The organism is Iodobacter fluviatilis (assembly GCF_004194535.1).
GTDB lineage: Bacteria > Pseudomonadota > Gammaproteobacteria > Burkholderiales > Chitinibacteraceae > Iodobacter > Iodobacter fluviatilis_A.
Genome location: NZ_CP025781.1, coordinates 36016 through 56684, shown reverse-complemented (window position 1 = coordinate 56684; position 20669 = coordinate 36016). Strand labels below are relative to the sequence as shown.

At 46.7% G+C, this 20669-nt stretch carries 21 protein-coding genes; 10 read left to right on the top strand and 11 right to left on the bottom strand.

Going from position 1 to position 20669, the window contains the following annotated elements; translation table 11 throughout:
- Nucleotides 1-221: 221 nt before the first annotated feature.
- A complete protein-coding gene (gene ettA, locus C1H71_RS00285) occupies nt 222-1892 on the bottom strand; it encodes an energy-dependent translational throttle protein EttA (protein WP_130104778.1) in 1671 nt (556 codons plus the stop codon).
- A gap of 226 nt (nt 1893-2118) precedes the next feature.
- On the opposite strand from ettA, the gene C1H71_RS00280 reads away from it, so the two are divergent.
- The 6 genes from C1H71_RS00280 to C1H71_RS00255 all read left to right on the top strand — a co-directional run bounded on the left by C1H71_RS00280 (nt 2119) and on the right by C1H71_RS00255 (nt 6358).
- A complete protein-coding gene (locus C1H71_RS00280) occupies nt 2119-2367 on the top strand; it encodes a hypothetical protein (protein WP_262488349.1) in 249 nt (82 codons plus the stop codon).
- Nucleotides 2368-2658: 291 nt separating this feature from the next.
- A complete protein-coding gene (ribBA, locus tag C1H71_RS00275) occupies nt 2659-3765 on the top strand; it encodes a bifunctional 3,4-dihydroxy-2-butanone-4-phosphate synthase/GTP cyclohydrolase II (RefSeq protein ID WP_130104776.1) in 1107 nt (368 codons plus the stop codon).
- A complete protein-coding gene (gene ribH, locus C1H71_RS00270) occupies nt 3765-4238 on the top strand; it encodes a 6,7-dimethyl-8-ribityllumazine synthase (RefSeq protein ID WP_130104775.1) in 474 nt (157 codons plus the stop codon). The genes ribBA and ribH overlap by 1 nt, the downstream gene beginning before the upstream one ends.
- The gene (gene nusB / locus C1H71_RS00265) at nt 4235-4744 is read left to right on the top strand and encodes a transcription antitermination factor NusB (RefSeq protein WP_130104774.1); all 510 of its coding nucleotides are present in this window, start codon (nt 4235-4237) and stop codon (nt 4742-4744) included. The genes ribH and nusB overlap by 4 nt, the downstream gene beginning before the upstream one ends.
- A gap of 118 nt (nt 4745-4862) precedes the next feature.
- On the top strand, nt 4863-5813 hold the full coding sequence (gene thiL, locus C1H71_RS00260; RefSeq protein WP_130104773.1) for a thiamine-phosphate kinase: 951 nt from the start codon (nt 4863-4865) through the stop codon (nt 5811-5813).
- A gap of 35 nt (nt 5814-5848) precedes the next feature.
- Entirely contained in the window at nt 5849-6358 is a 510-nt protein-coding gene (locus C1H71_RS00255; RefSeq protein WP_130104772.1) for a phosphatidylglycerophosphatase A family protein, read from the top strand.
- A 15-nt stretch (nt 6359-6373) separates the two neighbouring features.
- Here C1H71_RS00255 and C1H71_RS00250 read toward each other — a convergent pair whose 3' ends face one another.
- The 7 genes from C1H71_RS00250 to yjgA form a co-directional block, all read right to left on the bottom strand.
- Nucleotides 6374-7051 (bottom strand): PEP-CTERM sorting domain-containing protein, encoded by a 678-nt coding sequence (locus tag C1H71_RS00250; RefSeq protein ID WP_130104771.1) that lies wholly within the window; start codon nt 7049-7051, stop codon nt 6374-6376.
- 563 nt (nt 7052-7614) lie between these two features.
- Complete coding sequence (gene aspA / locus C1H71_RS00245; RefSeq protein WP_130104770.1) at nt 7615-9033, bottom strand: aspartate ammonia-lyase; 1419 nt, start codon at nt 9031-9033, stop codon at nt 7615-7617.
- Nucleotides 9034-9297: 264 nt separating this feature from the next.
- Nucleotides 9298-10041 carry a 5'-methylthioadenosine/adenosylhomocysteine nucleosidase gene (locus C1H71_RS00240; protein WP_130104769.1) on the bottom strand — a complete coding sequence of 248 codons (744 nt, stop codon included), beginning with the start codon at nt 10039-10041 and terminating at the stop codon, nt 9298-9300.
- Between the two features lie 309 nt (nt 10042-10350).
- Nucleotides 10351-11013 carry an alpha/beta hydrolase gene (locus C1H71_RS00235; RefSeq protein WP_130104768.1) on the bottom strand — a complete coding sequence of 221 codons (663 nt, stop codon included), beginning with the start codon at nt 11011-11013 and terminating at the stop codon, nt 10351-10353.
- An 87-nt stretch (nt 11014-11100) separates the two neighbouring features.
- A complete protein-coding gene (mog, locus tag C1H71_RS00230; RefSeq protein WP_130104767.1) occupies nt 11101-11682 on the bottom strand; it encodes a molybdopterin adenylyltransferase in 582 nt (193 codons plus the stop codon).
- A 141-nt stretch (nt 11683-11823) separates the two neighbouring features.
- Nucleotides 11824-12243 carry an HAD family hydrolase gene (locus C1H71_RS00225; RefSeq protein WP_130104766.1) on the bottom strand — a complete coding sequence of 140 codons (420 nt, stop codon included), beginning with the start codon at nt 12241-12243 and terminating at the stop codon, nt 11824-11826.
- Nucleotides 12244-12813, bottom strand: coding sequence for a ribosome biogenesis factor YjgA (gene yjgA / locus C1H71_RS00220; protein WP_130104765.1), 570 nt, complete (start codon nt 12811-12813; stop codon nt 12244-12246).
- A gap of 272 nt (nt 12814-13085) precedes the next feature.
- Between yjgA and pmbA the strand changes: the two genes are divergently transcribed.
- The 3 genes from pmbA to C1H71_RS00205 all read left to right on the top strand — a co-directional run bounded on the left by pmbA (nt 13086) and on the right by C1H71_RS00205 (nt 16521).
- Nucleotides 13086-14417, top strand: coding sequence for a metalloprotease PmbA (gene pmbA, locus C1H71_RS00215; RefSeq protein WP_130104764.1), 1332 nt, complete (start codon nt 13086-13088; stop codon nt 14415-14417).
- A 387-nt stretch (nt 14418-14804) separates the two neighbouring features.
- The gene (locus tag C1H71_RS00210; RefSeq protein WP_130104763.1) at nt 14805-15860 is read left to right on the top strand and encodes an FUSC family protein; all 1056 of its coding nucleotides are present in this window, start codon (nt 14805-14807) and stop codon (nt 15858-15860) included.
- Between the two features lie 43 nt (nt 15861-15903).
- A complete protein-coding gene (locus C1H71_RS00205) occupies nt 15904-16521 on the top strand; it encodes an HAD-IB family hydrolase (protein WP_130104762.1) in 618 nt (205 codons plus the stop codon).
- 14 nt (nt 16522-16535) lie between these two features.
- Here the strand turns inward: C1H71_RS00205 and C1H71_RS00200 are convergent, their stop codons facing one another.
- Nucleotides 16536-17561, bottom strand: coding sequence for a DUF4034 domain-containing protein (locus tag C1H71_RS00200; protein ID WP_130104761.1), 1026 nt, complete (start codon nt 17559-17561; stop codon nt 16536-16538).
- 104 nt (nt 17562-17665) lie between these two features.
- A complete protein-coding gene (locus C1H71_RS00195) occupies nt 17666-18193 on the bottom strand; it encodes a phospholipase D-like domain-containing protein (RefSeq protein WP_262488478.1) in 528 nt (175 codons plus the stop codon).
- Nucleotides 18194-18701: 508 nt separating this feature from the next.
- On the opposite strand from C1H71_RS00195, the gene ltrA reads away from it, so the two are divergent.
- Nucleotides 18702-20030 (top strand): group II intron reverse transcriptase/maturase, encoded by a 1329-nt coding sequence (gene ltrA, locus C1H71_RS00190; RefSeq protein WP_130104759.1) that lies wholly within the window; start codon nt 18702-18704, stop codon nt 20028-20030.
- On the opposite strand, the gene C1H71_RS20865 is transcribed toward ltrA, so the two are convergent.
- Nucleotides 19949-20620, bottom strand: coding sequence for a phospholipase D-like domain-containing protein (locus C1H71_RS20865; protein WP_308418296.1), 672 nt, complete (start codon nt 20618-20620; stop codon nt 19949-19951). The genes ltrA and C1H71_RS20865 overlap by 82 nt on opposite strands.
- Between the last annotated feature and the right edge of the window lie 49 nt (nt 20621-20669).

The following is a 20669-nucleotide window of genomic DNA, read 5'->3' as shown; positions in this document are numbered from 1 at the left end:
TTGATGGTTTGTGGCGAGGGGGAGGTGCCCCTGCATCATATTGCGCCTTACTGGCGGCCACACCAAATAACCCTCAATTGTATAAATTATGTGGCGAATAGTCAATAACGCATGGTATGAACGGTAGAGTTAAGCCTAGGCTTCGCTAGGAAATCGCTATAAAAAAACGGGAAGATTCGCTCTTCCCGTTTGATATGTTAGCGCTAGCTAAATTGTGTAGATTAACGGCTAATAGGCTTGTAACGAATACGTTTTGGTTTTGCGCCTTCTTCACCCAAACGTTTTTTCTTATCGGCTTCGTATTCTTGATAGTTGCCGTCAAAGAACTGCCATTTTGAATCGCCTTCACACGCTAAGATGTGCGTAGCGATACGATCCAAGAACCAGCGATCGTGCGAGATGACCAGTACGCAACCGGCGAATTCCAACAGCGCATCTTCAAGCGCGCGCAGGGTTTCGATATCCAGATCGTTAGATGGCTCATCCAGCAGCAAGACATTGCCGCCAGAAATCAGCGTTTTAGCCAGATGCAAGCGGCCACGCTCACCACCGGATAATTGGCTGACAATTTTTGCCTGATCTGCGCCCTTAAAGTTAAAGCGGCCGATGTAAGCGCGGCTGGATGTTTCGTAACGGCCAACGGTCAGAATGTCATGGCCGCCAGAAATCACCTCAAATACTGATTTGTTGCCATCGCCCAGCGAATCACGGTTTTGGTCAACATAAGCCATTTTAGTGGTCGTGCCGATCTTTACTGTGCCGCTATCTGGCTGCTCTAAACCAGCCAGCATTTTAAATAGCGTGGATTTACCCGCGCCGTTTGGCCCGATAATCCCAACAATTGCGCCTGGGGGTACGCGGAAGCTTAAATCATCAATCAGCAAGCGATCGCCAAAGGCTTTGCTTACATTTTCGAATTCAATCACTTCATTACCTAAACGCTCTGCCACGGGAATAAAGATTTCCTGTGTTTCATTTTGCTTTTGATAATCTTGGCTATTCAGTTCTTCAAAACGGGCAATCCGTGATTTGGATTTAGCTTGACGCGCTTTAGGATTTTGACGAACCCATTCCAATTCTTTCTTAATGGTTTTTTGGCGCGCAGATTCTTGGTTTTCTTCCGTTTTTAAACGCGCTTGCTTTTGATCTAGCCAGCTCGAGTAATTGCCTTTCCAAGGAATGCCGTGGCCACGATCCAGCTCTAAAATCCACTCGGCCGCGTTATCTAAGAAGTAGCGATCGTGGGTAACGGCCACCACAGTGCCTGGGAAGCGGCAAAGGAATTGCTCTAGCCAATCGACTGATTCCGCATCCAAGTGATTGGTTGGCTCATCAAGCAGCAACATATCAGGCTTGGAAAGCAGCAGTTTACACAGCGCCACGCGGCGCTTTTCACCACCAGACAGATTGCCAATGATGGCATCCCAAGGCGGCAGGCGTAGCGCATCGCCGGCGATTTCTAATTGCAGCTCGGCATTGTCGCCAGAGCTAGCCGAAATAATCGCCTCTAAACGCGCTTGTTCTTCGGCCAGCGCATCAAAATCAGCATCCGGCTCGGCATAGGCCACGTAAACGGCTTCTAGCTTGGCTTGCGCTTCAAATACTTCGCCAAGACCCGATTCCACTTCTTCGCGCACTGTTTTAAGTGGATCAAGCTGTGGCTCTTGCGGCAAATAGCCGATATTTAGGCCCGGCATCGGTGTGGCTTCGCCAATGATATCTTTATCAATACCGGCCATGATTTTAAGCACGGTCGATTTACCCGAGCCATTTAAACCTAAAACACCAATTTTGGCGCCGGGGAAAAAACTCAGCGAGATATCTTTTAAAATTTGACGCTTCGGCGGGACAATTTTCCCGACCCGATTCATGCTGAAAACATATTGAGCCATTTGTTTTCCTTAAGTTGAGGGAGTGAATAGTTTACGGACAGCGATGAGTTTTCTGCCAATGGGCATAAGCATAACATTCATGCCCAATAAACACTGCTTTGACTGGCGTTTTGCAATGAAAATAGCGTTGCTGAATGGGCATGTATGCTCAACCGAGCGGATCACGTGGATTTTACTGCAACGCTGTTAGATATTCGTAAAGATCAGGAAAACTGCTGCTTTAGAATTGGCGTGCCCAAAGTGGGGATTATATCTTTGCGAAAGGCTAGATGGCGCTAGCCTGACGGTGTCCGAAACTAGCAAAGTAGATTGCTGGTTTGAAGTGTGGCTGATCCCCGAAACTCGCCGCATGACGATTTTTGAAGGCAAGACAGTTGGCAGCATCTTCAACGTAGAAATCGAGCGCGCCACGCAAGTCGTCGTCGATACCGTACGTGATGCCTTAGAAGAAAAACTAGCAGCCTGTCGGACTTAGACGGCCGAAGCGAAAAATCGCATGGTCGAGACCAGATTTAGCCGGATTTGCAGCGCCAATATGAGTTATTGGTCAAAAATCTGGTGAAATATAGGCCGATCAGGTGATTTTGCAGCTGACTGATGCTAAGTCCGACAGGCTGCTAGGGCAAAAGGGTGGTCTATCCCCTGCTGATCTGGGACAATGCAGGCTTGTTGCTTGCATGGCAGATTGTCTGGCCCTAAACCAAGCGCCGTGATGCGCACCGCCGGATTCATTTATTCAGAAATTAGTGATCTTTAAAGGTAAGTTATGAGCGTCAATATCTCTCCGGTCCAGGAAATTATTGAAGAAATGCGCGCCGGGCGCATGGTGGTGCTGGTTGACGAAGAAGATCGTGAAAATGAAGGGGATCTGGTGTTGGCGGCAGATTTTGTAACGCCTGAAGCGATTAATTTTATGGCTAAACACGGGCGAGGCTTGATTTGCCTGACTTTAAACGCTGAGCGCTGTGCCTATCTAGGTCTTGCGCCCATGGTGCGGGCTAACGGCTCAAGTTTTGGCACTAATTTTACGGCATCTATTGAAGCAGCCGAAGGCGTGACCACGGGGATTTCTGCTCATGATCGTGCTTTAACCATTAAAAAAGCCATTGCCTTTGATGCAAAGCCGAGTGACATCGTACAGCCTGGTCATGTATTCCCAATTATGGCGCAACCTGGCGGCGTGTTAGTCAGGGCGGGGCATACCGAGGCGGGGTGTGATCTGGCGGCTTTGGCAGGGGTAACACCCGCCAGCGTGATCTGCGAGATCATGAATGACGACGGTACCATGGCTCGTTTGCCTGAACTTTTAGTATTTGCTGAACAGCATCAGCTAAAAATTGGTACTATCGCCGACCTTATTCATTATCGCAGCCGTACAGAATCCTTAGTGGAGTGTGCAGGTCGCCGCACCATTACCACCTTTGCGGGTGATTTTGAGCTGGCGGTCTATACCGATAAGCTAACGTCTGCCAGCCATTTAGCCTTAATTAAAGGCACACCTAGCCCAGAAGTTGAAACCTTGGTGCGGGTACACGAGCCTTTGTCCGTGATCGACTGGATGGATTTAAGTCAGAGCGGTCATTCTTGGGATGTGAAATCGTCGCTAGAGGCGATTGCCAAGGCGGGCTGTGGGGTGATGGTGCTACTGCATCGCAGCGAAGATGGCCGTGATTTATTGGCCCGCGCCTTGCCAGAATTAGGCTTAAATGAAAGCAAGAAATGGGATTTGCGTACCTATGGTATTGGTGCACAAATGCTAAAAGACTTAGGTGTGGGTAAAATGCGTTTATTGTCGCCAGAGCGCCGCATCCCGAGTATGACGGGCTTTGGTTTGGAAATTACTGGATTTGAATTGCCTCAAGGAAAAAAATAATGAGCATCGCTGCAAACATACCTTTTATTGCGCCTAATTTGACTGGCAATGGCTTACGTATTGGTATTGTGATGAGCCGATTTAATACGCCAGTTTGCGAAGGTTTACGCGATGCTTGCGTGGCCGAACTTAAAGCCCTAGGTGTGGCAGAGCAAGATATGCTCATTACTACGGTGCCTGGCGCTTTAGAAATCCCTTTGGTTTTGGCTGCGATGGCTGAATCGGATCGTTTTGATGCATTGATTGCTTTGGGCGCAGTGATCCGTGGAGAAACTTATCATTTTGAGCTAGTTGCCAATGAATCTGGCGCTGGTGTAAGCCGTATCGGACTTGATTACGGCATTGTTGTGGCAAATGCCATTTTAACCACTGAAAACGACGAACAAGCCGAAGTGCGTGTGCTCGAAAAAGGCACTGACGCTGCACGTGTCGCCGTAGAAACAGCGAATTTATTAAAGGCATTACAAGCATGACCTCTGATGTAGTAAAACCAAAATCATCCCGTCGCCTCTCCCGTGAATTTGCCGTACAAGGTGTGTATCAATGGCTATTAGCTGCCGATACCCCAGGCAATATTGAAGAATTTTTGTCTAAAAGCGATGTAACATGGGAAAGCGAAGCGTCAAGCCAAAGCGAGAAAAGTGCGCTTTATAAACGTGTAGATAAAAACCTATTCCGGGCTATTTTATTTGGCGTGATTAAAGACATTAAAACGTTACAAATTGCGCTGTCACCCCACCTTGATCGCCCAATGGATGAAGTCAGCGTGGTAGAGGCGGCGGTATTGTATGTGGCTGCATTTGAAATTGTATGCATGCCAGAAACGCCTTATCCTGTGATTATCAATGAAGCAATCGAGCTGGCTAAAACTTTTGGTGGCTTAGATGGCCATAAGTTTGTAAATGGCGTGTTAGATAAGCTGGCTGAGTCTGTTCGTGCTGATGAAGTTGTGGCTAATCGCGCCAAGCGCCGCGCTTAATCCGCTGTTATATGTGTTGAGTGATCGAAAGGCGGGCTTAGCCCGTCTTTTTTATTTATGCGCGTTGTTGGTGGGTGTGAATACTCAAACATCGCTTCCAAAGTGGATTTGAAACGCCTTGAACGAATTCGATCTCATTGCTCATTATTTTAAACGCCCCGCTAAAAATGCCGATCTGGGGGTAGGGGACGACGCGGCACTGGTTTCTGTAGCCGCTGGCGATCAACTGGCCATTTCGGCCGATATGCTGGTGGCTGGGCGGCATTTTTTTCAAGATGCAGATCCTGAGCGGCTAGGGCGCAAAGCACTAGCGGTTAATTTGTCTGATCTAGCTGCGATGGGGGCAGAGCCCAGTTGGTTTACGTTATCAATTGCCATGCCCGCTATGGATACAGCATGGTTGGCTGCATTTAGCCGTGGCTTGCTGGCAATGGCAGATGAATATGATCTCTCCTTAATTGGTGGTGATACAACTTGTGGGCCACTAACCATCGCCATTCAAATTGCGGGTAAGGTGCCACGCGGGCAGGCCTTATTACGCAGTGGCGCTAAGCTGGGGGATGAAGTCTGGGTATCTGGCTACTTAGGCGCTGCTGCTGCTGCGGTTATGCACCGCACAGGGCGAGTAACACTGACTGATACGCTTGCTAAACGTTGCGATCTACGGCTTGATCTACCTACGCCGCGTCTTGCACTTGGGCTACGCTTACGCGGGCTTGCTTCGGCGGCTTTAGATATCTCAGATGGGTTACTGGCAGACTTGCGACATATTTGCGAGCAATCAGCTTGTGGGGCGGAAGTTTGGCTCGATGCTGTGCCTTTTGCACCTGATTTACTAAGTTTGCCGCAGGATTTACGGCAAGAGGCATTTTTGGCGGGAGGGGATGATTACGAACTCTGCTTTACGGCTGCCGCTGATCAACACGCGGCTATTGTTGCGCTGGCTGCCGAGCTTGATTTACCACTTACGCAGGTCGGGAAAATTGGCAAAGGGAGTGATGTAACGCTACTCAATGCTGCAAAGCAGCCTGTGCCCGTTACGTTTCATGGCTTTGATCATTTTGCCTAGTTTTAAATTAGTGTTCTGATTAGATTGAGTTTTTTATGAATGATTATCCGCAAGTACCGCTGGTTCGCCCTGATTGGCAGTTTTTAGTAGCGCATCCTGCGCATTTTATTGCTTTTGGTTTTGGAAGTGGTTTGGCGAAAAAAGCGCCAGGTACTTTTGGTACGCTTGCAGCATTGCCTTTATATGCAGTATTGATTCAGTGTTTCTCACCACTGAGTATTGCTTGGATCTGCTTATTCGTCTTCCTGCTGGGCTGCTGGGCTAGTGATATCACTGGAAAAGCCTTGGGTGTCCATGACTTTGGTGGCATTGTTATTGATGAAATTGTTGCCATGTGGCTGGTGCTACTGTTTGTGCCACTTAACCCTCTTGGTTGGCTACTCGCTTTTACCTTATTTAGGTTGTTTGATATTTTTAAACCTTGGCCTATTTGTTGGTTCGATCAACGCGTGCCAGGTGGTGTTGGCGTGATGATCGACGATATTCTTGCTGCGGCATACGCCATTTTAGTTTTACTGGGTATCCAGCACTTTTACATTTTGTAATGCGCTTCGAGCGCTTTAGCGTATTGATTTAAAGTTTTTACGCTGCTGAGCTAATAGGGCAATTAAGCCTAGGCTAAGTAATACATAAGTTTCAGGTTCTGGTACTGCAGTGGTAAAAGTGGCCGTGTAGTTAAGGTTTGTTGCCGAGTTTACCCATGACTGTGTAAGGGACAGCGGGTTTGCACCGTTAGAGTTAATGGAGGCAAATCCGCCACTTAAGCCACCGTTGGTGTTGGCGCTTTTCATCCAGATGTTGCCCGCAGGTGATGCTATTGCCGCTGTACTTAAGTAGGCGATATATTCCTTGCCTGCTGTGAGTGATAGATTCAGCCCGCTTGCACCTAGTGCTTGAGAGCCCGCGTCATAAAGAAAACTTGAGCGGGTATAAAGTGCAGGCCCAACCGCTTTTTGACCATCCCATGCGGCAATTGCAAAGCTTATATAGCCACGGTCACCTTCTGAAGCATAAAAATTAAAATTTTGCAGTGTTCCACTTATGGCCATAAAGTGCTGGCCAAAGCTCGTTGTGGCTGTTGAGCTACCACCATCACTGCCTAGCCCTGGAATAAGAACCAAATTGCCTGAAGAGTCTTGCGCTGCCGTATTTGAATAGACACTTGCTTGTGCGATATTGCTTAGGATTAATACACTCAATGCAGTCGCAATGCTTTTTATCATAAAGGAAATAGACATGGATTCTCCAGTAAGTATTTAATGGCTGCCCTAAATTTAATTGAGTGTATTGCATATTGTAAATAACGCAAGTATTACAATTTATTAGAATTGCTTAATATTGCGTAGATTGTGGCTAATCTTGATTAATTGTTACACCTTTATAAGTGCTTCATGAATTACTGCTAAACTAATATTGTTTATCAGTAATTTATATTTTGCTTTTAAATGTCTGTCTGTCTGGTTTGGGATGTTTTATGGGTACTAAATAGGCTTGGTATGCGAAATATATTTTAGCTTTGATTTTTTTAGTTGATTTAACTCACAAGCGGTTGCCGCGAGTGATTAATTGGTGGGCGTAAGGCAGATTTTTCACGATAAATGGCTGCGGAATTGGTGGAAAATACAGAAACGCGCAAGTTGTCCGTGCTTCCTTAGCAAGGAAGTGGTATGAGGCGAAATAAATTGTGCGTTGATTCATGCTTGGCGACAGCGCTGCACTGATCTTTTTTGGCAAAAGAGGGAGCGTGAGGTGGTTTGCTTTTTTAGCGCGGATTGTGATCCGCGCTATTTTCCTCTTACGCCTATATATAGCATTTACCTAAATACTGTGGATTAAGTAAATTTTCATTTGAGAAGATATCATTGAGTTGAGCTTGATTGAGTAGCTTTTTCTCCAAGCAAACTTCCATCACAGTTTGACCTGTTTGCGCGCATATTTTACCAATTTCATCGCATTTTTCATGGCCTAGAATAGGGTCAAGAAAGGTGACAATGCCAATGCTATTAAGTACATTTCTACGGCATGTTTCTATATTAGCGGTAATGCCATCAATGCATTTCTCTTTTAATCCGAGCATGGCATTTTGTAGTAAATGGATGGATTCAAATAGTGATGAGGCAATCACAGGCTCCATTACATTCAGCTGCAATTGCCCTGCCTCTGCTGCCAAAGTAATCGTTAGATCATTACCAATTACTTTAAAGCAAACTTGATTAACCACTTCCGGCATCACTGGATTTACTTTGGCGGGCATAATGCTGGAGCCTGCTTGTAATTCAGGTAAATTAATTTCTTTAAGCCCTGCACGTGGGCCAGAAGACAATAGCCGCAAATCATTGCAAATCATGGATAGTTTGGTGGCTGTGCGTTTAAGTACGCTAGAAACCATGACATAAGCGCCGCAATCCGAGGTGGCTTCAATTAAATCTTCCGATGATTTAAATGCATGACCCGTGACTTCACATAATTTTTCGACCGCGAGGGGGCCGTAGTTCTGTGGTGCGTTGATACCTGTGCCAATAGCGGTAGCGCCAAGATTAACTTCCAGCAGCAGGTTTTTGATTTGCCCAATTAAGCGAACATCTTCGTTGATTAAGGTGGAAAAGGCGTGAAACTCTTGTCCTAGTGACATAGGTACGGCATCTTGCAGCTGGGTGCGGCCCATTTTTAGTACAGATTTAAATTCGACTGATTTATGCATAAATGCGCTGGAAAGGTTTTCCATATATTGCATTAAAATCAATAGATGTTCATATAGTGCAACTCTAAATGCAGTTGGGTAGGCATCATTGGTTGATTGACATTTATTAACGTGATCATTGGGGTGAATGGTTTGGTATTCACCTTTTGGGTGGCCCAATAGCTCTAGTGCTAAGTTGGCAATCACTTCATTGGCATTCATATTGACAGAAGTGCCTGCACCACCTTGAAATACATCGCTCGGAAATTGATCTAAGCAGCGGTTATTTGAAATGATTTCATCGCAGGCATGCACAATAGCTTTGGCTATTTGGGGTTCAATACTGCCAATTTCACCATTGGCTAAGGCGCAGGCTTTTTTTGTTTTTGCGAGTGCTTTGACCATGATAGGGTTATCGCTAATTTTACTCTGCGATATTTGGAAGTTTTCTATTGCGCGTTGGGTGTGGATTCCATAGTAGGCATTCAATGGGACTGCTTTTTCGCCTAATAAATCGTGCTCAATTCTAAATTTTTGCATTAGATATTACCCCCACAAAAAATAATCATAGCAGTGGGGTAGTTTGGCAAAGTGATATTGCGCAACATTCTAGTGAATGTTTTTAAATGTCAAACGCATTATTTTTGCCGCCAGTATTAGGTATTAACAGGCTATTTAGCTATTGGATGTGGATCGTGGAGATGATTGTCTATGTTACAAAAGTAAATAGACAATCCGTGTAGTTGGGGAGTAGGAGGTTTTGAGCTTAAGGGGAACCTTTAAGCACTACCTGAAGGTGATTGCTTAGAGCTGGGCGATGGCAGTGTCTTGGGTTTTTTGCAACTGATGGCCGTTATCCAGCTCATTCAGTAAAGCAATCACCATTAAGGCAGAATGATAACCGGCTTTAATTAGATATTGATCAAAATCGAGGGGTGAATCGTTATTCGCGTTATCGGATAGCGAGCGAATAATCACAAAAGGCAGTGTGTGCTGATGGCAAACTTGAGCAATCGCGGCGGCTTCCATTTCGCAAGCGGCCATGGTTGGGAAGTTTTTTAGCATTTGCGCAGTACGGGTGCTGTCACAAATAAAACTGTCGCCGGTGCAAATCAAGCCCTCAATCGCTTTGACCTGGCCAAGGCTGGCAACGGCACGGTGCGCTGCGGCAACTAAGCCTGCATCGGGTGTAAAGGCAGCCGGTTGCTGCGCCATTTGGCCAATCTCATAGCCAAAAGCAGTGACGTCTACATCGTGGTGGCGCACTTCAGAAGAAATCACAATATCGCCAATCTCTAAGTGATCGACAAAACCACCTGCAGAGCCGGTGTTGATAACGGCTCTGGGCTGATATTTGGCAATTAATAAGGTAGTGGCGATGCTGGCAGCTACTTTACCAATGCCAGAGCGGGTGATAACCACATGTTGCTTGGCGAGGGTGCCACTATAAAAATCGATGCCCGCAACGGTTTCTTTGCGGCTGTTTTCGAGTGTCTCAATCAGATGAGCCACTTCCGGCTCCATTGCGCCGATAATTCCAATTGTCATTAGTTTGTATGCCTAGGCGAGTGCCACGAGCGTGTGTGGCAAGGTGGCGGATAATGCCTTAGATAGGAGCGTATGCCAAATAAAATAATCACTTTTTGTTTTTTAATAACAAAGACTTCTTAAAACTAGCTAGAACTAGCAATTTATGTGATTCCATAGATGCTATGCCCCCTAGTTAGCATCCACAAAAAACACTAAGAACACGAAAATGCACGGTCGGAGCCCAAGTGTCTGCTCGTGATTTGCGTGTCTTTAGTGGATATTTTTTTAATTTAGGCTTTAGGGAAGGGGCATTAAATCCATTCGGTTTTAGCGCAGGCACTGCGTTATAAACTGGCCAATCGCGTGGATTTCTGGCATGCATACTGAATGTTGCATCGGCCATGTTTGCCAACTGATACTAAAGCCCAGCGCCTGCAGCTGATCCCTTGCGGCTTCACCCAGGTTTACTCCTACGACAGGATCTGCGCTGCCATGTGCGGCAAATATGGGTGTGGTTTGGTTGGCAAGACCGGCTTGAATCAGCTCGGGCGCGGGCAAATACGTTGATAGCGCCACAATCCCTGCAAGTTTTTCTGAATGGAGTACGCCGGCGGTGTAAGCAATCGCTCCCCCTTGCGAAAATCCTGCCAGAATAATTCGCTCACTGGCGATGCCGCGTTGGTTTTCTTGGCGAATAAGCGCACGGATCTTTTCAACCGAGGCCTTTACCCCCGCTACATCAGCCTGACGGCTGATTTGATCAAAATGCAAAATATCGTACCAAGCGGGCATCACATAGCCGTTATTGCAGCTAATGGGCATGCTAGGCGCGTGTGGGAAAATAAAGCGAATGCCTAAATCTGCAGGCAGCTGTAGATCCGGAACAATCCCGGCAAAATCATTACCGTCAGCACCAAGGCCGTGCAGCCAAATAACGCTGGCGCTGGGCAGACTGGTGGTTTCAATTTCTACGCAAGGTAGTGTGCTCATTGTTATTCCTTATTTAGTGTAGAGGGAGGGTTGTGCGGACTGCTTCAAAGCGTGCAGCAAGCAGCGCCCTAGTGTGTTTGTTGGTCATTAAGCAGGCTTTAGCGCCGATTTTGGGCGAAAACTGGCGACCACTTCGGGGTGGGTTTCAATATATGGGCCTTCCAATAGCTGAATACAGTAAGGCACGGCGGCAAAAACGCCGTTGATGATGACTTTGCCAGTGGCGTCTTTCACGCCTTCCAGCGTTTCTTTAATGGATTTGGGCTGTCCAGGTAAGTTCAAAATCAAGCATTGCTTGCGAATCACACCAACTTGGCGGCTAAGAATAGCGGTTGGCACGTAATGTAAGCTGACCTGACGCATCTGCTCACCAAAGCCTGGCATGATGCGATCGGCGATGGCGAGTGTGGCGTCAGGAGTGACATCGCGCAACGCGGGGCCTGTGCCACCGGTGGTAAAGACCAAATGGCAGCCCTCAATATCTACAAGCTCTTTGAGTGTGATCTCGATGCTGGCTTGGTCATCGCTCAATAAGCGGCTGCTAAGGGTATAAGGGGTGCTGAGGGCGGTGCTGAGCCACTCCGTGAGTGCAGGAATCCCTAAATCTTGATATACGCCGCTGGATGCGCGATCTGAGGTAGAGACAAGGCCGATTTTTACGGTATTCATGACGGGCAACCTAGAGGGGGATTTACTGAACGGCGGATATCACTATTTTCTCACCGATTTGCAGTGTAAGCGTGTGGTAGTTATCAATAACTTGCTCAGCAAGGCTGATTTGCGCTTTGGCGTGCGTAGAAGTAAGCGCAATCACGAGGATGACAGCAGTCTGTGCTTTTTGCACTGGCTGACCTCATCGGCAGAAATGATATGCCCCAGTGTTGGCTGGCCAGCGTAAGCGAGCTTAGCTAAGGGCATTGTACGCGGTGCGGAGGTGACGACGGCCCATTGCCTAGGATGGCGCTGAGCTAAGAATTCTGCCGCGCTGGTGATCGCAACCGTGCTATCTAAAGTGCGGGCGTCTTCTGTGAGCAAGAGCGCAACTTCTGCTGCGGTATCGAGGTGGGTTTCTATGCCACGGCATCCGTGCACATGCTGCATGACAAAATCAGGGTTTAAATGTTGGCGAACGGCCCATTGTCGCCATAGCCCTTCAATACAAGGCGTGGAATCAACGAGGGTACCGTCCATATCGAACAGCATTGCGGTGCATTCGATGTGCCAATTCATTTATTCTGCGTCTTCTATTGCATCATCATCTGAGCTGGCTTCTAGGCCGGGCAGTGCTGGCTCTGGAATATATTGCTTAATCAGCTTAAATAACTCACGGAACGCTTTGGCAGGTTTTTGTAGCTCGCGCTCTTTTAAAGCATTACGTACTAACTGGCGAAGCTGTTGAATATCAACGTCGGGGTGCTCGGTAACGAAGTTTTCAACGACCTTAGCATCGGTCAGCATGCTGGCTCGTAAACGCTCCAAACGATGCAACCACGCGCTATGGCGATCAGAAAGACCCGCCAATTTATTGAGCAGCTCGTTGATGGGTTCTGGATCAACATCGCGCATCAATTTGCCGATAAATTGCTTTTGTCTAGCGGTTGCGCCATTGGCCGTGATTTTCTTTGCCGCCAAGATGGCGTCAAATAGGCGTTCAGGTAGTTTTAGTGTGGCTAGTTGTTTTTTATCGAGCGGAATGAGTTTTTCGCCGAGTTTTTGCAACGCAGTCATCTCGGTCTTCATTTCTGTTTTGCTGACGTACTCAATATCGTCGTCAGGGAGGTCGTGCTTTGGTCTTGCCATGATAGGGTTACTTGCGTGCAAAACCGGTATGATACCAAAGACTGCGCCTTGCTTTGCGATCAGTTTGCGATCAAGCGCACACGAATAAGGTAAAAATGTATATTTGCCCCCTTTAAAAGGGGCGATATCGTAAAGAACATCGTATTTTGACCCACAAAAAAACACATAAGACGCAAATGTAGAAATCTTGAGAGTGCCGTGTTTTTGTGATTTTCGTGCTTTTTGTGGATATTAAGTCTTTGACCTCGGTCTCTTAAAACGGGAAATTACCAGTGTCCGAATTTAGTTTTAATCAGCAAGAACTTTGCGATTTAGCCACCCAAGTGCTGGAACAAGCCGCAAGCCAAGGTGCAACAGCCTGCGATGTAGATGTGTCCGAAGGCTATGGCCAAAATATATCCGTGCGCCTTGGCGAAGTAGAAACCATCGAATACAACCGTGATAAAGGCGTTGGCGTCACCGTTTATCTAGGTCAGCAAAAAGGGCACGCCAGCAGCAGTGATTTTTCTGCCGCAGCGATTAAAGATACTGTGAAAGCGGCCTTGGCAATTGCACGCTTTACCGCAGCAGATTCGTTTGCTGGCCTGCCCGATGCAGATCGCTTGGCCACATCTTTCCCTGATTTTGATCTTTACCACCCTTGGGATCTATCGGTTGAAGGGGCGATTGCGTTGGCGACCGAATGCGAAGACGCTGCACGTGATGTGGATGCAAGGATTAGTAATTCGGAAGGCGCATCGGTATCAACGGGCGCTAGCCGCTTTGTGTATGCCAACTCTTTGGGCTTTATGGGGGCTGAATGCAGCTCTCGCTATAGCTTATCGGCGGCGGTGATTGCTGAAGATGAATCCGGCATGCAGCGGGATTACTGGTATAGCTCGGCGCGTTCTTATTTAGATTTGGATTCAGCGGTGGCGGTGGGCCAGCGTGCAGGTGAGCGATCCCTACGCCGCTTAGGTGCGCGCCGCGTTAAAACGGGTGAATATCCTGTGCTATTTGAAGCGCCAGTGGCCTCTGGATTGATTGGTGCTTTTGTACAGGCCGTTAGTGGTAGCAGCCTTTATCGCAAATCTAGTTTTTTACCCGATAGCTTGGGTACAAGCGTGTTTGCGCCTTGTGTCAGCATTGCAGAAGATCCTTTCTTGAAAAAAGGCATGAGTAGTGGGGCTTTTGATGCGGAAGGCGTAGCCACCGTGGCGCGGGATGTGGTGAGCCAAGGTGTGTTAAATGGATATTTTTTATCCAGCTATTCCGCCAGAAAACTAGGAATGAGTACGACTGGCAATGCGGGCGGATCGCATAATCTGCTGGTAGCGTCTACGCATACCTTTGCGCAGCTCTTGGCCGAATTGGGCACGGGCTTGTTTGTTACCGAATTGCTAGGGCACGGCACTAATATGGTGACGGGTGATTATTCGCGCGGCGCGGCAGGTTTTTGGGTAGAAAACGGCGTCATTCAATACGCCGTTGAGGAAATTACCATTGCTGGTAATTTGCGCGACATCTTTAAAGATATTGTAGGGATTGGCGATGATAGCCAGCGGTGGTCTAGCCGCAAAGTGGGCTCGATATTAGTTAGCAAAATGACGGTGGCTGGCGAGTAAATTGATGATATGGGGCGAGTGGCATATTTGCTCTCGCCTTATTTTGGTCATCGTTATATTTAAGGCTGTGAGTGCTGGATGTGGGGGCGCTTTTTTATTCCTGATTATGTCTCTTGCTCCGGAACCCTTGATTTAGTGACCTGCGCGGCATTGCTAACTTCAGACGATTCAATTGGTTTTGACATGGAGCGCCCTTATTCCGCACGTAATCTTACTCAAGCCGGATCATGCGCGTGCCAAAGCTCGGCTGAGCAAGAGACATCATCGGGTTTTTATTTGCATCTTAGGTGATATGCAAATATTGCATAAAGGGCTTGATGTTGTTGATTGTGCCTTCACTGGCGCTGTGCGTCCCTTTAAACTGTTGCTTTGCTCAATAGCCTGCTGATGAAATTAATTCGAGCTTTATCTACACCTTGGCGTGCCGCTAACAATCCCTTGTTCCTCTATCAGCACCATCGTTTAATCCATGCGCTGCGGGTGACTTTGGCCTTTGCTTTTGGCCTGATCATTAATCTTGGCTTGCCGATCCAACACGGAAGCTGGATGTTGGTGACCATTGTGGTGATGCTCGGCAATGTGCCGCACTTAGGTGCAGTGGCGCAGAAAACGCGGCAGCGCACGGTGGGTACGACCGTTGGCGCGCTTGCGGGGCTGCTTGCAATTGCGTTCTATGGTGCATCGCCCTTGCTTTGTTATCTTTGGATGGGCTTGGTGGTGTTGTTCAGTGCCTATCACGCTATTGGTAAGGCGGGTTATACCGCACTGACGGTTGGGATTACCTTGGTCATTGTGGCCGGGGTTGGGGATGGTACGGTTTCTGAATCACTCTGGCGTACGGCCAATGTTGCTTTAGGCTCTTTGATTGCCATTGTGGCCGCGTCTTTATTCCCGCAGCGCGCCTTAGATCATTGGCGATTTTTGCTGGCAGATAATTTGCGTGAATCAGCGCTAATGTATAGCCGTATTGCTCGGCGTGCGCCGCTAGATATGGAAGCTGCACTAGGGCGATTTAATACTCGCTTAATTGCCATGCGCGGCTTAATTTCTTCCGCGGCTAGCGAATGCGAGCAAAGTACAACGCGCTTTGAATCGATTCAGCGTGGGCAGCGTACGCTTTATAGCGTGTTTGACCGAATGAGTGATGTGGCTAGCAAAAATGCCGAGCCACTGTCTGACAAAGGTGTATTTCGCAAAGCGGTGGTAAAAACGCTATTTAGAGCGGCGCATGGGATTCGTTTTTTGCATCCTGAAATGTTGCTCAATAACCTGCCGGTGGCTGATCAAAGTGCGAGCGCTTGTTATTGGTTGAGTGCAGAATTAAGCCAAACAACGCTTCGTTTATGTAATGAATTACTATTACTCATGCCCGCTATTGAGGTATCGCAACAAGGCTTACAACCTTTAAATCCGCAGGATGTAACGCACAATTATGATCAATGAGATTATTTATATTGATCAATCTATTTGATATAGGAGTGATAACTTGACGCAAGTCTATTCTGTAAAACCAGTTGTGGCCGCATTTGATTTTGATGGCACGATTACCACAAAAGACACTTTTATCCCCTATTTAAAAAAAGCTTTTGGCAAACGCGCTGTCTATTTAGCTTTATTTTCTTTAGTGGGAGAGGCGATTAAAGTTGGCGTTGGCATCTCTAATCGGGATAGCTTTAAAGAAAAAATAGTGGCTAAATTATTTGTTGGTCAATCGCTCGATAAATTGCAAGCAATAGGCAAAGAGCATGCAAAAGAAATAGAACGCTGGTTTCGCCCCGCCGCAATTGAGAAAATACACTGGCATAAGCAACAGGGGCACCGTTTGATTATGGTAAGCGCATCGCTTGATCTTTATTTGGAGCCAATGGCCAAGCGGCTTGGCTTTGATGAATTACTCTGCACCCGCTTATCTGCCAAAAACAATGTATTAAGTGGCCGCTTATTAGGCGCTAATTGCCGTGGCATAGGAAAAACAGTACAGCTTGAATTGCTAGTCGGCCCGCTTGCAGGTATAGAACTCTATGCTTACGGCGATTCTGCAGGAGATAAAGAAATGTTAGAGGCCGCTATGCATCCATTTTTTAAACCTTTTATTGCCAATTAAAATACCCGGCTTGATCAAAATTTTATTTGATCAACAAAATCGGGATCAACATCCTTGGCAAAGGCCAAGCAATAGTCATAGTATTCTTGTGATCCCCATGCAGAAATAATTGAAGATTTATCAATTTTATTCATAATAACGGGCAGTATTTTGGCATCTTTAGCAATGCATGCAAACTTGCCAAAGTTATTGAAATTCCACATATCGGGGTAATCATGCACAATACGCTCAAGTCCTTTCCGCATCAGTGGCCATTCAATTTGCCCATTGCTAAACATCTTGGGGGAGTAAAACAACCAATTTAAGCGGGCATAAAGACTAGGCCCCAACGTAGCTTGAGTTTGTTTTACGGCTTGCTCAACAAATTCGCGGAACTCTTTTTTTGAGCCATGCCAAAACTCTGAATGGTAAGAGGCTGCGGTGAAATAAAGGGGGATATAAAGAGGGAATTTTTTAGTTGCTTCATCATAGAGTTTATTAAATTCCACCGCCTCCCGGCCTTGAGCCAAAGCGATTAATAGCATGGTGGCGTACCAGCCAGGATCATTGCTATATTTGGGACTAATTTTTATTAATTCTGATTTTGCTTTGTTGGTATTTTCACTAAACAAAGCCCATCTTTCCTTGCTAACGGAGTTTGAAAAACCTGTGCCCCGTATACTCCAGCCATATTCAAGGTAGTAGAGGGCATTGGCGATTTTTGCAGTGCCAGATTCCGGTTTTTTTAATTGCCATTCAAGTAATACTTTCTTTTTTTTCTGCCAATAATTTTTGGATGGATTGTTTGAACATTTATCGGTTATGCACCCAGCTGTTCCTGCATAAATTGCGGCCAATAAAGGCAACCCTTCTGTCGTCATTTCATTGTTTTTCTTAGCCTTAGCGGCGGCTTGATCAATTTCGTCAAATTGTTTATTGTTTAATAATTGCTCGTATTTTTGTTGAGCAAGGGCGGATGGTTTTAAATATGTAGCAGAGTAGGCGTGTGAATAACAGACCAATAATAAAACAAGGGATGCTTTAAGTGATGTTGTTTTCATTATTACTGATCCTTTGCTTAAGAGTAGTAAGCTCAAAGCACTAACTGCTTACATTTTGGCTTTGTACAATGAAGTACAAATTTTCTGCAGTATAGCGGGTATTTTTAGGCGCAAAAAAGGATGTGGTTTGGTTGGGCGTAAAAAAGCCCACATAAGATAAGTGGGCTTTGAAATTTGGTTCTCTGCCAGCTAAAAATGTAGCCAAGTGTTAGTGGTTTTTCAAAAAAATGAACGCTGGCTAATCCTTTGGATAAAAGACTTTTTAGATCAGACTGAGGCGTAAAGAGAAAGGCGGTTTGATAGGCTTTTAAATTAGCTTGTGCGACTTTTTGAATTTTTTCATATGTATCTGGATTTATAGGCTGCTCTATCACTGAGGCTACATCACTGGCTGGTGTTTCTCCCCGCTGGCCAAATATTTTTTTCCATAGCTTGCTGCGCAGCTGATGGATGCACAGCCTAACAGGCACAGGGTTTTTACCATCTAGTTTAATGTGTACTGGGCTATCATCACGAATAATAACCGCCAATTCAGAATCACCATCCCCCATCATGCTGCGATCATTAATATTGGTGCTGCCTAATATGGCCACGCGGTCATCAGCAATAAGTAGTTTACTATGTACATAAATTTGCTCGAATAACTGGGGACAGAAGTTCGCAGTAACAGTAATTTAGCTAGCGGGTTAAAGTCCCGCCCGAGGAATTGTCCATACGCCTCGGTAGTACGAAAGAGCGGCGTTTGAGTAATCAAGGGTCGTGAGTTCTTTACGACAAAGAGGCAGACCGTAACGAAAGTGAACCTAGAAGTAGCCTCGTTAACATTGCAGTTGCCGACCTCGTTTCTGTATAGGGAAGGCCGTTGTGCTGATGTGTTGGCAATGGAAGCCACATCCGCGAGCTGTCGGGGTAGCAGGGGCGGTATGTTTTGGAAGTTAAATTACCCAGTGCTGGAGATCCATCACGGTGGCAGGGAGACTGCCAAGCGCAATGTATAAGGAAACGAAATCAGCGCGTATCGTGATGGAAGTCGGAGGGGTTCATAGTACCGTTTGAGATTGAGGGACAACATAACCCCAGTCGAGGGAAGGGACCCTGCTTTGTTCATGCAACTGAAGAGCTGAGGATCAGGAGATTGCCATGTTGCTAATCACTCCGAATGAGATCAGGACGCTACAGAGGAAGCTGTACATCAAAGCCAAGCAGGAACCAAACTATCGTTTCTACGCACTCTACGACAAGATTTACTGTGCTGACATCCTCAAGTTAGCGTGGCGACTGGTCAAGGCAAACAAGGGCAGTCCTGGGGTTGATGGGATTGACTTTGCTGCCATAGAAAGCGGCGAAGGGGTAGATTGCTACTTGTCGGTAATTAGTCAGGAACTGCAAGATAAAAGCTACCGGACTGGGGCAATCAAGCGCGTCATGATTCCCAAAGCGGATGGCAGTTTGCGTCCACTCGGGATTCCGACGATACGAGATCGCGTGGTTCAGATGGCGACCAAGCTGGTGATGGAGCCTATCTTTGAGGCGGATTTTTGCGAGCACTCCTATGGGTTTCGCCCAAGGAAATCAGCACATCAAGCAATAGACGCCATTGCAGAAGCTTTGTGGCAAGGTAAAACGCAGGTCATCGATGCTGATTTGTCGAAGTATTTCGACAGCATTCCTCACGCTAAACTGATGGCCACGGTAGCTGAGCGCATTGTGGATGGGGCTGTACTGGCCTTGATTCAACAATGGCTTAAAGCGCCGGTTATTGGAAAAAGTGAGAATGGAAAAGCGGCAACGGTCAGTGGAGGAAAAGGGCAGCGCAAGGGCACGCCGCAAGGTGGGGTGATTTCTCCGTTGCTATCGAACCTTTACTTACATCTACTGGATAGAATCTGGCATCGCCACAATATAGGGAAGAAACTACAAGCGAGCTTGGTGCGGTATGCCGATGACTTTGTAGTGCTCTGCCGTGGCGAGACCCAAAGCCCGCTGGCGCATATGAAGTGGATATTGGATCGGCTGGAATTGACGCTTAACGAAAGCAAGACAAAAATTGTTGATGCTAAAGCCGCGTCATTTCTATTTCTGGGATTTGATTTGCGCACGAACCTATCCGCTAAAGGCACTCGCTATCCCTATATTGAGGCCTCAGCTAAATCGGTAGAGAAAATCAAGACGCGACTAAATGAAATTACTGGAAGAACCCAAACATGGCGACCAATTGAAGAGGTGGTGCGAGATTTAAATCAAGCATTACGCGGTTGGTCGAGTTACTTCCATTACCGGAATTCATCCAAGCAATTTTATAAAGTGAAGCGTCATTCAGAAGAACGGCTAAGGATACATCTTCGCAAACGGCACAAAGTCAGCGATTGGAAAACGAGCATGCTCCGTTATCCAAGGCGGGTGCTAAATGAGCGATACGGTTTGTATTCATTACCGACAGCAGCAGGTTGGAAATCAGCGCATGCTTGATGTGAAGAACATCGGAAAGCCGTGTGCGGGAAAATCGCATGCACGGTTTGATGAGGGAGGGCAGGTGAAAACCTGCTCTCTACTCTACCAAATTTAAATCCTACTATGCTTAATGCTCTTAGAGGCAAAGAAAGCGGATTTAACTTTACTCTGACCCCAGTTATTCTGCGGCTATGCATACGCATGCTAGTTTTATCCCATGTAGGCCAAATAGAGTTGATCTTTAGATCAGACTGAGGCGTAAAGAGAAAGGCGGTTTGATAGGCTTTTAAATTAGCTTGTGCGATGTCTTGAATACGCTTCCAGGTTGCTGGATTTATAGGCTGCTCTATCACTGAGGCTAAATCACTGGCTGGTGTTTCTCCTCCTGCCAGACCAAATATTTTTTTCCAGAGCTTGCTGCGCAGCTGATGGACGCACAGGCTAACAGGCACAGGGTTTTTACCATCTAGTTTAATGTGTACTGGGCTATCGTCACGAATAATCACCGCCAATTCAGAATCACCATCCCCCATCATGCTACGATCATTTATATTGGCGCTGCCTAATATGGCAACTCGGTCATCTGCAATAAGTAGTTTGCTATGCACATATATTTGCTCGAATAACTGGGGGCAGAACAAATTTAAATCCTACTAT